At 34.7% G+C, this 15138-nt stretch carries 14 protein-coding genes; 5 read left to right on the top strand and 9 right to left on the bottom strand.

All coding sequences use genetic code 11. From position 1 onward, the window contains the following. The first annotated feature begins 37 nt into the window (after positions 1-37). The gene (gene secA / locus DUZ96_RS07220) at positions 38-3394 is read left to right on the top strand and encodes a preprotein translocase subunit SecA (RefSeq protein WP_114301266.1); all 3357 of its coding nucleotides are present in this window, start codon (positions 38-40) and stop codon (positions 3392-3394) included. A 221-nt stretch (positions 3395-3615) separates the two neighbouring features. Next, positions 3616-4098, top strand: coding sequence for a hypothetical protein (locus DUZ96_RS07225; protein WP_258774336.1), 483 nt, complete (start codon positions 3616-3618; stop codon positions 4096-4098). A 65-nt stretch (positions 4099-4163) separates the two neighbouring features. On the opposite strand, the gene DUZ96_RS07230 is transcribed toward DUZ96_RS07225, so the two are convergent. Continuing rightward, positions 4164-4856 (bottom strand): peptidoglycan DD-metalloendopeptidase family protein, encoded by a 693-nt coding sequence (locus DUZ96_RS07230; RefSeq protein ID WP_114301267.1) that lies wholly within the window; start codon positions 4854-4856, stop codon positions 4164-4166. A gap of 100 nt (positions 4857-4956) precedes the next feature. Here DUZ96_RS07230 and DUZ96_RS07235 point away from each other — a divergent pair, with 100 nt between their 5' ends. The 3 genes from DUZ96_RS07235 to DUZ96_RS07245 are packed head-to-tail and all read left to right on the top strand — an operon-like array spanning position 4957 to position 7358. Beyond that, positions 4957-5517, top strand: a complete 561-nt coding sequence (locus DUZ96_RS07235) for a DUF2911 domain-containing protein (protein ID WP_114301268.1) — start codon at positions 4957-4959, stop codon at positions 5515-5517. Between the two features lie 26 nt (positions 5518-5543). Beyond that, positions 5544-6623, top strand: a complete 1080-nt coding sequence (meaB, locus tag DUZ96_RS07240) for a methylmalonyl Co-A mutase-associated GTPase MeaB (RefSeq protein WP_114301269.1) — start codon at positions 5544-5546, stop codon at positions 6621-6623. A 9-nt stretch (positions 6624-6632) separates the two neighbouring features. Continuing rightward, positions 6633-7358, top strand: coding sequence for a glycosyltransferase family 2 protein (locus tag DUZ96_RS07245; protein WP_114301270.1), 726 nt, complete (start codon positions 6633-6635; stop codon positions 7356-7358). Here DUZ96_RS07245 and DUZ96_RS07250 read toward each other — a convergent pair. The 8 genes from DUZ96_RS07250 to DUZ96_RS07285 form a co-directional block, all read right to left on the bottom strand. Next, the gene (locus DUZ96_RS07250; protein WP_114301271.1) at positions 7339-7905 is read right to left on the bottom strand and encodes a phosphatase PAP2 family protein; all 567 of its coding nucleotides are present in this window, start codon (positions 7903-7905) and stop codon (positions 7339-7341) included. The genes DUZ96_RS07245 and DUZ96_RS07250 overlap by 20 nt on opposite strands. After that, complete coding sequence (locus DUZ96_RS07255; RefSeq protein WP_114301272.1) at positions 7905-8132, bottom strand: hypothetical protein; 228 nt, start codon at positions 8130-8132, stop codon at positions 7905-7907. Before DUZ96_RS07255 ends, DUZ96_RS07250 begins: the two co-directional genes overlap by 1 nt. 2 nt (positions 8133-8134) lie before the next feature. Continuing rightward, positions 8135-9517 (bottom strand): MATE family efflux transporter, encoded by a 1383-nt coding sequence (locus DUZ96_RS07260; RefSeq protein ID WP_114301273.1) that lies wholly within the window; start codon positions 9515-9517, stop codon positions 8135-8137. A 48-nt stretch (positions 9518-9565) separates the two neighbouring features. Continuing rightward, positions 9566-9688: a hypothetical protein gene (locus tag DUZ96_RS07265; RefSeq protein ID WP_258774337.1), complete on the bottom strand. Its 123-nt coding sequence runs from the start codon at positions 9686-9688 to the stop codon at positions 9566-9568. 218 nt (positions 9689-9906) lie between these two features. Then, positions 9907-10383, bottom strand: a complete 477-nt coding sequence (locus tag DUZ96_RS07270; protein WP_114301274.1) for a cupin domain-containing protein — start codon at positions 10381-10383, stop codon at positions 9907-9909. A 660-nt stretch (positions 10384-11043) separates the two neighbouring features. Next, positions 11044-13428, bottom strand: a complete 2385-nt coding sequence (locus DUZ96_RS07275; RefSeq protein WP_181855245.1) for a TonB-dependent receptor — start codon at positions 13426-13428, stop codon at positions 11044-11046. Between the two features lie 106 nt (positions 13429-13534). Then, positions 13535-14437: a FecR family protein gene (locus tag DUZ96_RS07280; RefSeq protein ID WP_114301276.1), complete on the bottom strand. Its 903-nt coding sequence runs from the start codon at positions 14435-14437 to the stop codon at positions 13535-13537. A 49-nt stretch (positions 14438-14486) separates the two neighbouring features. After that, a complete protein-coding gene (locus tag DUZ96_RS07285) occupies positions 14487-15011 on the bottom strand; it encodes an RNA polymerase sigma factor (RefSeq protein WP_114301277.1) in 525 nt (174 codons plus the stop codon). Between the last annotated feature and the right edge of the window lie 127 nt (positions 15012-15138).

A 15138-nucleotide genomic window follows, 5' to 3' on the forward strand; every position in this document is an offset into this window, starting at 1 on the left:
GATTGACACCAATCAATCTTTTACAACATAAATAGACATGGGTATACTAGACAAAGTATTAAAGGTTTTTGTAGGAGATAAATCCAAACAAGACGTTAGTGTTATTACACCAATTGTAGAGAAGGTAAAAACATTTGAATCTGCCTTAGAGGCTTTATCTCATGATGAGTTAAGAACTAAAACTACAGAGTTTAAAAATAAAATTGCTGAAGCCAGAAAACCACTCCAAGAAAAGAAAGATGAATTGTTATCTAAAGCAGAAGAAACAGAGGATATCGATGAACGTGAGGATTTATATCTGGCAGCAGACAAGATAGAAGATGACATTTACGAAGTAACAGAAGATGTATTAAACGCTATATTACCTGAAGCTTTTGCAGTAGTAAAGGAAACAGCAAAACGTTTTGTGAGCAATACTGAAATTCCAGTCACTGCGAATGCATTTGACAGAGAAGTGTCTGGAGAAAAAGATTATGTAACTCTTGATGGTAATAAAGCTATGTGGGCCAATACATGGGATGCCGCGGGAAAGCCAATTACATGGGACATGGTTCATTATGATGTTCAGTTAATTGGTGGTATTGCAATGCATCAAGGAAAAATTGCAGAAATGCAAACAGGTGAAGGTAAAACACTTGTTGCTACATTACCCGTTTATTTAAATGCCCTTGCAGGTAAAGGTGTTCACCTAGTAACAGTTAACGACTACTTAGCAAAACGTGATAGTGCTTGGATGGCGCCAATATTTGAGTTTCATGGTTTATCAGTAGATTGTATAGACTATCATAAACCAAATTCAGATGCAAGACGTAAAGCATACAATGCTGATATTACATATGGTACCAACAATGAGTTTGGTTTTGATTACCTGCGTGATAATATGGCGCACTCACCAGAAGATTTGGTACAAAGACCGCATCACTTTGCAATTGTAGATGAGGTAGATTCTGTATTAATTGACGATGCAAGAACACCATTGATTATTTCTGGTCCAGTACCTAAAGGCGATGAACATGAATTTGATCAGTTAAAACCAAAGGTGCAACAAATTGAAGAAGTTCAACGCAAGCATTTAGTTGGCGTATTAGCAGAAGCTAAAAAATTAATTACCGAAGGTGATACCAAAGAAGGTGGTTTTCAATTGTTAAGAGTTTATAGGGGTATACCAAAGAATAAAGCTTTAATTAAATTCTTAAGTGAGGAAGGAATTAAGCAATTACTTCAAAAAACCGAAAATTTCTACATGCAAGACAACAACAGAGAAATGCCTAAGGTAGATGCAGAACTCTATTATGTAATTGATGAGAAAAACAATCAAGTAGAGCTTACGGATAAAGGTGTAGATTTTCTTTCTGGCGAGGATGATCCTAATTTCTTTGTAATGCCAGAAATGGGAACTGAAATTGCTAAAATTGAAAATCAAGGCCTATCGTCTGAAGAAGAAGCAAATCTTAAAGAAGATCTATTTAGAGATTTCGGTATCAAGTCAGAACGTATCCATACATTAAATCAGCTATTAAAAGCATACGCACTTTTTGAGAAAGACATCCAGTATGTTGTAATGGACAATAAAGTTATGATCGTTGATGAGCAAACGGGACGTATAATGGACGGTCGTCGTTATTCTGATGGATTACATCAAGCCATTGAAGCCAAAGAGAATGTAAAGATTGAAGCCGCAACACAGACTTTTGCAACAGTAACCCTTCAAAATTACTTTAGAATGTACCGTAAACTATCCGGTATGACTGGTACTGCAGTAACGGAAGCAGGTGAATTCTGGGAAATATACAAGCTTGATGTTGTGGAAATTCCAACCAACAGACCAATTGCAAGAGATGATAAGGATGATTTAGTATATAAAACCAAGCGCGAAAAATATAATGCTGTAATTGAGGAAGTAACCGCCCTTTCTGAAGCAGGCAGACCAGTATTAATTGGTACTACTAATGTTGAAATTTCGGAGCTATTAGGAAAAATGCTGAGTATAAGAAAAGTACCTCACAATGTACTTAATGCGAAACTTCATAAGAAGGAAGCCGATATTGTGGCAGAAGCTGGTAAACCAGGACAAGTTACAATTGCAACCAATATGGCTGGACGTGGTACCGATATTAAATTGAGTGATAAAGTTAAAGAAGCAGGTGGTTTGGCCATTGTCGGTACAGAGCGACATGATTCTCGTCGTGTAGATAGACAGCTTAGAGGTCGTTCTGGACGTCAAGGAGATCCAGGTAGTTCTCAGTTTTATGTATCCTTAGAAGATAATTTGATGCGATTATTTGGTAGTGATCGTATTGCAAAAATGATGGACAGAATGGGATTAAAGGAAGGGGAAGTAATTCAGCATTCCATGATTTCAAAATCTATAGAACGTGCTCAGAAAAAAGTTGAAGAGAACAACTTTGGAGTTAGAAAGCGACTTCTTGAATATGATGACGTAATGAATGCGCAACGTGAGGTTGTCTATAAACGTCGTCGTAATGCTTTACATGGAGAGCGTCTTCGTGTTGATTTAGCTAATATGATTTTTGATACTTCAGAAGGTATTGCTATTAACAACAAGGATGCAAACGATTATAAAAACTTTGAGTTTGAACTAATTCGTTACTTCTCGATGTCTTCACCAATTTCTGAAGCTGACTTTGCTAAAATGGGTGCTTCAGATATTGCAGGTATAATCTACAAAGAGGCATTTAAGCATTATCGAGAAAAAATGCAGCGTGCAGCAGATTTAGCATATCCAGTAATCGAGAATGTTTACAATACTCAAAGAGATAGGTTTAAGCGCATCGTAGTACCATTTACGGATGGTGTGAAAAATTTACAGGTTGTTACTGATTTAGAGAAGGCGTACGAATCTAAAGGAAAGCAATTAATAAATGACTTTGAGAAGAATATCACTTTAGCTATTGTAGATGATTCGTGGAAAACACATTTACGTAAAATGGACGAATTAAAACAGTCCGTACAGTTGGCGGTTCATGAGCAAAAAGACCCACTATTGATTTATAAATTTGAATCATTTGAGCTTTTTAAAAGCATGATAGATCAGGTTAATAAAGATGTAATTTCATTCTTGTTTAAAGGTGAAATTCCACAAGAAACTGCAAATACCATACAAGAGGCTAAACGAAGAAAGCAAGAAAAGCTTGAAACACAGAAAGACGAAATTCCAAATATGGATGAACGCGCTGCACAAAGTAGGGCGGCCGGAGCAGGCGCATCTCGCCAACAACAAGTTGTTGAAACCATTGTGAGAGAACAACCAAAGATTGGTCGTAATGATAGAGTTACCATTAAACACGTGATGAGTGGTGAAAGTAAAGTGCTTAAATATAAGCAAGCAATACCTCTAATTGATAAAGGTGAATGGGTATTGGTAAATGACTAATTATCAAATACTAATACCAATTAACAATATGAAAACTAAAAAATTCTGATGAGTGACATCAGAATTTTTTGGTAAAGAACACTGGCCTTCAATATGTTGTTAATAGGACTAATGTTTCTTTTTAGCAATCTACATTTAAGGATTTACTTTATGTTACATTAATCCAGGATGATTATTTATATCCTTTCCATAAAAGTCACAATTTCAGGCCTTTATATTAAATGGTCAATACCAAATTATCTACTTATTATCATTTTTTTATTACCTTAATAGCACTAACTAAACTAATACTCATGAAAAATGTATTAGCCACAATTATTGGCTTTATTGTCGTCTCTGTCACAGTTTATATCTTCGAATCCTTAATCGGCCAAAATCTATTTCCATTTCCAGAAGGTGCAAACCCAATGGATATGGAGTGGATTAAAAACAACATGGAACTAATACCTGTTGGTTCAAAAATATTTGTTGTCATCGCCCATTTTGCAGGAATCGTAATCGGTATGTTGGTTGCCGCAATGATATCCAAAAAATCTATGGTACCAACCTACATTGTAGGAAGTCTAATGCTTGCCGCTACTTTTTTTAATATTGTAATGCTGCCTAAAGAACTATGGTTCACTCTTTCTGACGGAGTACTTGTGATTATTGGCTTTTTAGTAGGTAGACAACTTGGAATGAAAAAAATAACAACTGAAGTATAGAGCAATGAAAAAGGTTAGTCTATTATTAGTGCTATTTAAAAGTGTCTGCAATAGATGATTTTAAATCATTTTTTAAAAGGCTGTATTAAAATGGACGGATCAGGACAATTCATCTTATAAAATTCCAAATCTATTTTGTTGCATACACCAGGATAGTCGCCTTCATAATTTTTAATGTCCTTAATTATCTGAAAATGCAAATGAGGTGGATATGTACCATTAACGTCAGCTGTCCCTAAAGTTGCAATCTGTTGCCCTTTTTCGACCCTATCACCTGTTCTTTTATCTTGTAGAGATTCTAAACTTAAATGACCATAAAGTGTGTAAAACTCAAAACCAGACACATGATGATGCAAGATTAAACATGGTCCATAATCACCAAAATTTGTGTTGTTTTTAAAACTATGGACTGTTCCTTCCACAGGTGCGTAAATCGTCGTACCTGCTTCAATCCAAAGGTCTAATCCTAAGTGAATATTGCGCACTGTTTCTGGATCCGCCTGATTAAAATAATCACTTCGTTTATATATGCCACGCTTTTCTAAATAGCCACCATAAGCTACTTTTCCATTATTTGTCTTAATAACATGCCAAACATAATCCTTTAATTCATCAACAGAACCGACATCAACGCTTTTTAGATCCTCATTGTCAAGAGATAGATTTAATGACACGTAATCCTCCTTTTCAACGTACGATGGAAGTAAAGTATGTGGCTGCAGTGATTTTAAAAAAGTATGAAAATCATAAAGGGCCATAAAAAAATTAGAAATTATAAGATTTGCTTAAAATTAAGCGTTTGAGTCTTATAAATTTATGTATTTGATTTATCTTTAACATTCAAAAAAAATGCTATCAATGAACAGTTTTCTCAAGCGCCTACTTATTATTTTGGCATTTGTTGCAGTAGGTCTACTATGTTATTCTGCATTTGTTGAAAATATTTTCTCACCAAGATTGAGTCCTAAGGATTCGGCAAAAATTGAGTTGAACGATTTAAATCTTAAAGTAGAATATAATAGACCTTCTAGGCGCGAGCGTAAAATCTTTGGTGCTCTTGTTCCTTTTAATAAAGTCTGGCGTACTGGTGCCAATGAAGCTACGACCTTTCAAACCAATATGGATTTAAGGATTAATGGAATGCGCTTAGCCAAAGGAAAATATACAGTATGGACCGTACCAATGGAAAACAATTGGAAAATCATGTTTAATACTAGGCAGTACGAATGGGGCGTTAATGAAAAAATGGAACCAATGTGGGACCCAAACTACGACGCCATTGAGCTAGAAGCAGCTGTAAAAGAATTGGACGAAACCGTTGAGAAATTTACAATTGCTTTTGATAATACTACCGGAAAACTAAAACTCACCTTCGCTTGGGATACAACATTGATAGAAATTCCTATTGAAGCCTATTAACAATAAAGTTGTAACTTTAAGCTATTGTGTCAAAAGAAGACCCTAAATACAAATCTGCGTTACAGGAACAAGAAGGTGTAGAACCTCCTAAAGTTCTCAGTAACGTTTCTGCAAAAGCCATTAAGGTCAAACGCCAAAAACAACCATCGGTTACAGACTTGGTTAACGGCCTTACCAATGGCGATATCTCAGCCTTAAGCCGAGCTATTACTTTAGTTGAAAGTACTAATTCAAACCATAATAAAAAGGCAAATGAAGTAATTACAGCCTGTCTGCCTTATGCCAATAAATCTGTTAGAATTGGTATTACTGGTGTTCCTGGTGTAGGTAAAAGCACCTTTATTGAAGCCTTTGGCAGTCATTTGACGGACTTGGGTAAAAAGATTGCGGTCCTTGCAGTTGATCCTAGCAGTACACTTAGCAAGGGCAGTATTTTAGGTGACAAAACCCGAATGGAAGATTTGGTTAAAAACCAGAATGTATTTATACGTCCTTCACCTTCTGGTAATTCCCTTGGTGGTGTGGCTAGAAAAACACGAGAAACCATCATTCTTTGTGAAGCGGCCGGATTTGATACCATTATGATAGAAACCGTGGGTGTTGGCCAGAGTGAAACTGCAGTGCATAGTATGGTGGATTTCTTCTTGTTGTTGAAATTGGCTGGTGCTGGAGATGAATTGCAAGGTATTAAACGCGGAATTATAGAAATGGCTGATGCCATTGTTATCAATAAAGCTGATGGTGATAATCTCAAAGCTGCTAAGTCTGCCAAGGTAGAATTTAATAGAGCACTTCACCTCTATCCCGAAAAGGACTCAGGTTGGTCACCAAAAGTAACCCTATGTAGTGCCTTAAAGCAAACGGGAATTGCAGAAGTTTGGGAATTGATTACCGAGTATCTCAATACCACCAAAGCCAATAACTACTTTGAACATAATAGACATAACCAGAATAAATTTTGGTTGCTTCAGACTATTGAAGAACGCTTAAAATCTAACTTCTATAATTCTGAAAAGATCAAGGCAGAACTGGAAAACCAACTTGCACTAGTTGAAGCTGGTAAAACAACACCTTTTGTGGCGGCAGAATATTTGCTTAGCTTATAAAATAGTCTCATGAAATCTGAGTTCACCATCATAGTTCCTATATTTAATGAGGAAGACAACTTAGCACGTCTTGAAAAAGAACTTAACGATTATATCAACATCGCACCTCTTAAAACTTCAGTACTATTGGTAAACGATGGTTCTACAGATAACAGTTTATCAAAGATTGAAGGTATATGCATTGTTAATGATGCTTTTGAATTTATTTCTTTTGAAAATAATCAAGGTTTAAGTACTGCCCTAAAAGCAGGATTTGATTATGTAACATGTCCTTTGGTGGGCTATATGGATGCAGACCTACAAACCTCACCTGAAGATTTTAATCTATTACTAGAGCATATTGATCAATACGAACTCGTTTCTGGTGTACGCCACAATAGAAAAGACACGTTGTTAAAAAACTTATCCTCTAAGATGGCGAATCGTGTCAGACGATTATTCACTAATGATGGTATGGAAGATACAGGTTGTCCTTTAAAGGTATTTAAGACCGAAACTGCCAAAGGCATTCCTATGTTTAGAGGTTTACACCGATTTTTACCCGCTATGACACTACTACAAAATGGTTGCGTAAAACAAGTACCTGTGAGACATTTTCCGAGACAAGCAGGTACTTCTAAATATGGATTTGGAAAACGATTACTTGGCCCATTAGCAGACTGTTTTGCCTTTCTTTGGATGAAACGCAAGTATATCAACTACCAGATAGACAAGTCTAGTTCAGATAGCGCTTAATGAGGTATTTGGCAAGCTTATAAAACATAAAGCCTGAAAGTGCACCAAAGGTCATACCACAGATAATATCTAACGGATAGTGTACACCAACATAAATTCTACTGTAAGCCACAATAAAACTCCAGAATAACAGAATAAAAATAAGATTCTTAAAGTAAGGACGTAAAATGAGCCCTCCGAAAACTGCGGCTGCCATGGAGTTAGAAGAATGACCAGAAAAGAAACCATATTTACCACAACGTTCTGCTACAAAACGTGCCAGGTCTGAAACGCCATCTGCTCTGCATGGTCTAGCTCGCATAAAACCATCTTTAAATACATTGGTAATCTGGTCTGTAAATGTGATCATCACAGAAATCACCAATACCATAAGCAATAAGGGTTTTAAACCATATTTTTTATAAATAAAATATAACAAAAGTGCATACAGTGGAATAAATGTGAGTTTGTTAGTGATGATTAACCAAAGGTCATCCCAAGTCTCAGTACCAAGGCTATTGAGGTATAAAAAAAGCTCTCTATCGAGTTCTAATAGCTGGTCTATCATTAGTCTTCGTAACGTTGTACTTCCCTATCGTAAAATTCTGTGGCTAGTTTTATGTAATTCTCCGTTTCGGTTTCTAGTTCTTTTTGATCGTGTTGATCAAACTCCTCAAACCATTCTACCTCATCATTTTCTAAGTTAATGATGAATCTCGGAAACTCTGTATGGATAATATATATCGCATCAGGATGATCTGTATTGTCGCCTAAAATAAACTTTGGTAAATCCATGCTTAAGTATTGTCTTGATGCAAAATTAAACGCTTTGTGATATAATGGAACCTAATATACAATAAAATTGCAGCAGAAGTCAATCCAGCTAAAAGACCTATCCATATCCCAAGGCTTCCATAAGCATCTTCCTTACCTAAGAAATAACTAATAGGAAAACCAATGAGCCAATAAGCAACAAAGGTGATTAATGTTGGAATCTTCACATCTTGTAAGCCTCTCAACGCACCTAATACGATTACCTGTAAACTATCACTTATCTGAAACACGGCTGCAGCTAATAACAAAGTTGATGCAATTTCAATCACTTCATTAATATCGCTCAGTTCAGTAACATCATCTAGATTCACATAGAGATGTGGCAGGTATTGATGAAATACTACAAAGAACAAGGCAAAGACCATAGCAAAAATGGTCCCAACAAAAAAGATAGACTCTGCAATACGCCTTAAGTTTACAAAATCCTTAAGCCCTTTTTGGTTGCCTACGCGTATCATTGAAGCCACACTTAGTCCCATAGCCACCATAAAGGTCATAGAGGCCAAATTGAGCGCTATTTGATTTGCCGCTTGTACATTTTTACCCAAAATTCCAGAAAGCCAAATGGCTACCGTAAAAATGGCGACTTCGAAGAACATTTGCATGGCTGAAGGTAAGCCGAGATTAATCAATTTTTTTAGTGGCTGACTGCTGAGTTTAAAGAACTTAATATTGGTCACATAATTGCTAGACTTATCTCGTTTGGCCAAGAGCCACCATAAAAAGAAAAGCATAACAAATCGCGATACCAAAGTACCAACCGCAGCACCAACGATACCAAGTTGCGGAAACCCAAACTTACCAAAGATGAGCACGTAGTTTATCGCTACATTAAGGACATTGGCCAATAAGGTGGCATACATTGGGTATTTGGTCAATGATAAGCCATCACTAAACTGCTTAAAAGCCTGAAATACGATTAAAGGCACTAAGGAAAAGGCCACCAAATCCAAATACGGAATAGCAAGGTCAACTACTTCCTCTGGTTGGTCCATAACTGTCATTAAAGGTTTAGCCAGTAAGAGTAATAGAAACAGAATAATGCCTAATACGGTACACAGAAAAAACCCATGCTTAAATACAGATTTGCCTTTACCAAAGTTTTTCTCCGAGTCTGCCTCCGCTACCAATGGTGTAATAGCCGTAGAAAATCCAATACCCAAGGACATGGCAATAAAAATAAAGCTATTACCCAAGGAAACAGCGGCAAGTTCTGCCGCACCCAATTGGCCTACCATAACGTTGTCTATAAAACTAACAAAGGTGTGGCCCAGCATACCCAAAATAACAGGAGACGCCAGTCTTAGATTATATCTAAACTCTTTGGTATAGTTACTCAAAACCATCGTGCAAAAGTAGTGGTTTTGATTTAGGAAACATTGTATTGAAATAAGTTATTGGTAGACCACAACAGAAATTTTAGAATCTGCTGTACCATAATATAAAAACCATTGATCCTTAAAATAAACCAAGCCTTCAATAAAGCACACTTCGTTGACCTCACCTACTTTTTTCATAGTCCTTATCTGGATGGATAAAGTAACTCTCTGTTCTTTCAATTAACTCTAACGGATTAGTATAACCGCGAGTTACGGGTTTAAAGTTACTGTTTTTCGGTTAAGCACTGACGCTCGCAATTCCGAATGGATTCGGACGTTGTCGAATCCGCCGTAATTGCGGTTATACATTGTTGTTCGTTGGCATTTTAATTCCAATTAGTTGTATTCGTCAATAATCAGTTGCTTTTCAACTTTTCGGCAACATGGCCATAATATTCCTGCGTCACTACTTCAGTCCAAGTTGTTGGTTGTCCACCACTATATAAAGCTAAATACGTTACATCACTAACTTTGGTTGATGAATGCCAGTGTTCGGTATTCTTTTCACATTTAATAACGTCTCCTGTTTTTAGAATTATAGGTTCTTTTCCTCTTTCTTGATAATATGCTTCTCCATCCACAATTATTAAAACTTGTGCAGAACTATGTTTATGCCAATCCAATGTCGAGTTGGCTTTAAAAGTCGCTTTTGTGATATTATAACCCAATTCAGGGTCGTCGTGAATAATAGCATTTAACCAAGCTTCTCCAATGTAATGAGTATTAGGTGCTTTTCTTCCCTCTGTCTGATACGAAGAAACTTCATATTCAGAATTTTGGGAAAATCCGCATAATGAGGTCAAAATAAGTAAAGCTAAAATCGATTGTTTCATTTTTTTTACTGTGATTTTATGATTTTTCTCAAATTACAGCCAACGGCCATACGGGTAAGGCGAGTTGCGCTATTTATTTATAAATATAAGCAATATAAGCCTTTAGACGTTATTCGCTTTACCCTATGTTAGTGGCAGTGCCTAACACTGTTTGTTTTTAATGATTATTAAGCTCAACTACCATAGCCTATTGCCGGCGAATGACAGTCGTACTGTCTGGCCGTTAGTGGCAATAGAGCAAAAGGAAGTCCCGAGTATTCGGAACGGTTTTCTCGTGCGAAGCATTGCCACTAACGGTTTTGTGTATGGTTAGTTGCGTGTTTCAGCTACTAAATTAGTAAACAAAAACGTGCCAGAGAAAATTCCGAAGGAATTTTCCAAATAAGCACTTGTCAAAGCAATTAATTATAAACGGTGTTGTACACAGTATTTTTAGATCTAATTTTGTGGTTTTTAATTAAAATTCATCTTAAAAATATTTTTTTATAATTAAACCTTAATTCCATTTTATAACCTTCAAAAAAGTACTAAAGTTTTCTTGATGAATGTCTCTTTTTCATTGTAATGGAATACTCTTTTTGTGTTGGCTTAAGCTTGTGGAGAAAAAGTGTATGGAATGTTAATATAAATTAATTTTTTTTCTAACTCAATTCATTGTTATTAAAAGAGAAGTCTAACTACAGCATTAGTTGTCAAACCTAATGAAAATCTTGAAAACTCATTAACTGCATCACTTTCATTAACTCTATAATAGTTGTTAATAGCATTTTCCCTATTTGATATATTCCAGATGGATGCTCCAATTTCTGACCTTAATGAATTATTTATTTTGAATTTATATATGGCAGAAGCATCAATTCTTAAATAATCCAATAAACGTTCATTATTACCTTCATCAAAGTTTACGTCATCATCTACAATTTCGTTACCATTCAGAGGGATTGACGTAGGCTTTCCGGTTCTGTAGTTTAATCCTGCTGAAATATTCCATGATTTATGACTAAAAGTTGTTCCTAATGTAATCGAATGTGTAATATCAAAATTACTTGGAAATTTAATATCTTCAAGTGCCTCAAAAGTATAAGTATTGTTTATGTACGAATAGCTTAACCAACTATTGAATTTACTTAGCCTTTTTCTACACAAAAACTCAAAACCGTAGGCATCATAACTTCCTTTTTCTTTTGCAAATTCATATTTTGTATTGAAACTTTGGCTTTGTGTGGTAATACCATCAACTGTTTTGTAATAGCCCTTAACATCCAGTAACCAGCCACTTTTTTTATACGTTAACCCGAGTGAAGCCTGTTTGCTTTGTATAATAGGAATACTATCATTATCTGTTAATTGCCAACGTCTTTTTTCAATTCCTAGAAAGTCATTCTGGAAATTGACTATCTGCGAAGTGCTTTGATGTTTGTATTCTCCTTGGGCTTCAATTTTAATATGTTCTCCAATAGATTTTCTTACGCTTAATCTTGGTTCAATAATTAACTTTTCAAATCGAGTTAAGTAATTTGATCTTACTCCAGCTCTAATTGAAAAACCATTGTTTGCATTCTTATACCAAGCCTGACCAAAAGCTCCATGTTCTCGCAATATTTCTTCATCACGTCTCACAAAACGTGGTAAATCAATATCGTTTAAGTTAATGACTTCAGTCTCCGTGAATTGATAACCAAGATTGAAACGCCATTGGTTTTGTTCATATAAATTATTCAACCGAACACTTGTTTCTGAAACTATATTTTCTTGTAATTGCAATTGATTGCTTAATACATCAGCATTAAGGGCTTCGAGTTTATATTCACTATCATAAATATTAAGAGTTGAGGATAGTTTTTCGTTCCATTGCCTCTTATAATTTAAACCTATTGCGAGACTATTTTGAGATATATTACTTCTTCTGGTTCTCGATACTCCATTGACATCAGCAGTTTCGTTGAAACCTAAATCGTTATTAATTAGAATAAAATTTAATCTAATAAAGTCTTTATCAGTTGGTTGATACAACCATCTTAATGAAGCATCGTAAAAATTAAATTCTTGATTAGAATTTGTAACATTAGAACTATTATTTTCTACTTCTGTGTCTTGAGTTACCCTATCGAAATAAACGTCATAAGTTGGTGTTCTAACAAAGTCATCTAAAGACTTTCTTGATGCAATTTGTAGAGACGATTTATTACCTATAGGAATATTTGAAAATAATTCTGCATTTAAAAAGTTAAGACCAAAAACACCATTAAATTTTGAATCAATTTGTTTGTCAGTTTGCATATGAATCGTCCCAGAAACACCATCAGTAAGTGATACATCTGAACCATTGTTGATGACACTTGCTGTTTGTGTCATAAGCGGATTAAAACTAGAAATTAGACCAAAAAAATGCCCTGTTTGATACATTTTTATATCATCCCAAAGCATCAAATTCTGGTCGTGAGAACCACCTCTAATATTAATATTAGAAACAGTTTCATCAACACTTAAAATACTTGGTAAAGCTTGAACGGTTTGCAATACATCAGATTCAATAAGACCAGGTAAAAGACTAAATCGTTTATAGTCGATTGAGGTTGACCAATCCTGTCTTTTATCTATACCTCTAACAAGATAAGTTTCAATAAGTATTGGTGATGTAACCTCGTGATGAACAAGCATTGTTATCGTTCCGCAATCTTCTAAAGTGAAATATTTTACTTGACGTTCAATCGTCTTAAACCCAATATGTCTTATGGTCAATAGTTCGTTTAAAGATTTCAGTTCAATTTCAAAATAACCACTTTCATTAGTTACTGCATAAGCAAATTTACTTGTGATAGTAGCACCTATGAGAGGTTCTGGTAACTCTGAACTATTAATATAGCCACACAACTTAATAGTTTTGGAAATAGTGTAAACTAAATCGCTAACTTTTTCAAAAACTAGGTTGGTTTGCCTTTCAAGATTATTGATTTTTGCTGACAAGCTTAAATCTTTCGATATAGGAATTACGGTAATATCTTTTAAGAGACTACTCTCATAATTAAAGGTAATAGAATGCATTTTTGTAATTTGTTCAAGTATTTGAGAAATTGGAACTTTTTGTTCTGAATTTTGCCCTAGTGACTTAAATACTTGAAAAAAGCACAGTAATAGAAATATATAAAATTTAGTTCTGCCCATCCTTAATAATGACCTCGTTAGTACTCTGAATTTTATAGGTCAAGTTAAAGGGGTTTGTGATAGATTTTAGGGCATTTTCAAGATTGTCATGTTCAAAAGCACCTGTAAATTTTATATTCAAATCAGATGGATATTGCACCTTGATATTATATTGCTTTTTAAGTTCATCAATGACAATTTTAAATGAAGCATTTTCAAAAACACTCATATTTTTAAGCCAGTAAGGTTCTGCGACTGCAATACTTGATTTTAAACCTTTTCCTGTTGATAAAATAAACTCTGTACCAGCAGGTAATTTAATTTTTTCATCATTGTATATTACTTGCACCAAGCCCTCATAACAAGACACCTTAAAAATACTGTCTCTTGATAAGACATTAAACTCTGTACCCAGCACACTCACTTTTCCAAAGTCAGTATTAACATCAAATTGTTTTCCTTTTTCTACATCAAAAAAAGCTTCGCCTTTGAGTTGTAATGATCTATTCTCGTCCCAATTGGAACTATCATATTTTAGTTCTGATAACTCGTTTAGATTAACGACTGAATTGTCAGGCAGAGTTATGGTCTCATTTTGAGCTAGAGCGGTCTTAAACGAGCTTATTTGGTCTTTATTTATCAAAGTAAATAAAGCAAAGCCAACAACTAGAATAGCAGCTAAACTAGAAATAACCTTTATCCAATTTATAGAAGTATTATTTTTGGAAACTAATTTCTCATCTAATGTATTAAAGGACTCAACTTTAGCATTTATATTACCATTGAACCGTTGAGCTTCCTCAATAATTTCTTTGTAAAAGTCCGCATCTTCCAACGCATTGAAAGCCTTTGTCTCTGTGTCAGACAGGTCATTACTTAACCATTTTTTAACTAAATACTCTTTATTCATAACTTGCTGTTATATATATAAAACAACTTAAACTATAATTGTCCCAAAATTATTTTCGGTTGAGTTCTTCAAGCTCATTTTTAAGTTTGTTTAAAGCTGCGTAGATTCTATGTTCAGCGACCTTTTTTGTAATGCCTAAAATTTCTGCAACTTCCTTATGTGTTTTACCATCTACTTTGTTCAATAGGAACGCTAGGCGTTCTTCTTCTTTTAATTGAGACAGCACATTTTCAAACCGTTTTAAAAATTCCTTCTTACGCAAGATAAATGCAGGAGTTTCATTGGTGTAGTCCTTTGGTTTTACCTGTTGATATTTTAATACCACTTTTTGATGTTTCACTTCGTTCAACATCATATTATTTGCTGTGGTATATAAATAAGATTTAGCAGTTTCTGGTTTTATTTTAGAGCAATTTTCCCATAATTTGATAAATGCTTCTTGTACCTTGTCTGAAGGGTTTAAAAGTTCGCCATACTTATAAAAAAGTATATTGCTCAACGATTGTGCGTACTTCTCATAAAGTTTTGAGAAGCGAATTTTATCACATATATCTTGGTGCAATGATTTAGGCAAAATTGTTTTTTTTAGTTGAAATGGAAAGATAGAAAAAATATTGACTAGAATTAATTGGGATAATGTTAGCTTGAGTTGTCTTAAATATAAAACTTTAATTGCTTAATCAGTATTAAGATTCATAATA

The sequence above is a fragment of the Winogradskyella sp. KYW1333 genome, assembly GCF_003335675.1.
In the GTDB taxonomy this organism is placed as follows: Bacteria; Bacteroidota; Bacteroidia; order Flavobacteriales; family Flavobacteriaceae; genus Winogradskyella.

Excerpts from the sequence above, each read along its gene's own strand:
- secA (WP_114301266.1), top strand. The coding sequence starts at position 38 with ATGGGTATACTAGACAAAGTATTAAAGGTTTTTGTAGGAGATAAATCC.
- DUZ96_RS07225 (WP_258774336.1), top strand. The coding sequence starts at position 3,616 with ATGGTCAATACCAAATTATCTACTTATTATCATTTTTTTATTACCTTA.
- DUZ96_RS07230 (WP_114301267.1), bottom strand. The coding sequence starts at position 4,856 with ATGGCCCTTTATGATTTTCATACTTTTTTAAAATCACTGCAGCCACAT.
- DUZ96_RS07235 (WP_114301268.1), top strand. The coding sequence starts at position 4,957 with ATGAACAGTTTTCTCAAGCGCCTACTTATTATTTTGGCATTTGTTGCA.
- DUZ96_RS07245 (WP_114301270.1), top strand. The coding sequence starts at position 6,633 with ATGAAATCTGAGTTCACCATCATAGTTCCTATATTTAATGAGGAAGAC.
- DUZ96_RS07250 (WP_114301271.1), bottom strand. The coding sequence starts at position 7,905 with ATGATAGACCAGCTATTAGAACTCGATAGAGAGCTTTTTTTATACCTC.
- DUZ96_RS07255 (WP_114301272.1), bottom strand. The coding sequence starts at position 8,132 with ATGGATTTACCAAAGTTTATTTTAGGCGACAATACAGATCATCCTGAT.
- DUZ96_RS07260 (WP_114301273.1), bottom strand. The coding sequence starts at position 9,517 with ATGGTTTTGAGTAACTATACCAAAGAGTTTAGATATAATCTAAGACTG.
- DUZ96_RS07265 (WP_258774337.1), bottom strand. The coding sequence starts at position 9,688 with ATGAAAAAAGTAGGTGAGGTCAACGAAGTGTGCTTTATTGAAGGCTTG.
- DUZ96_RS07270 (WP_114301274.1), bottom strand. The coding sequence starts at position 10,383 with ATGAAACAATCGATTTTAGCTTTACTTATTTTGACCTCATTATGCGGA.
- DUZ96_RS07275 (WP_181855245.1), bottom strand. The coding sequence starts at position 13,428 with ATGCATTCTATTACCTTTAATTATGAGAGTAGTCTCTTAAAAGATATT.
- DUZ96_RS07280 (WP_114301276.1), bottom strand. The coding sequence starts at position 14,437 with ATGAATAAAGAGTATTTAGTTAAAAAATGGTTAAGTAATGACCTGTCT.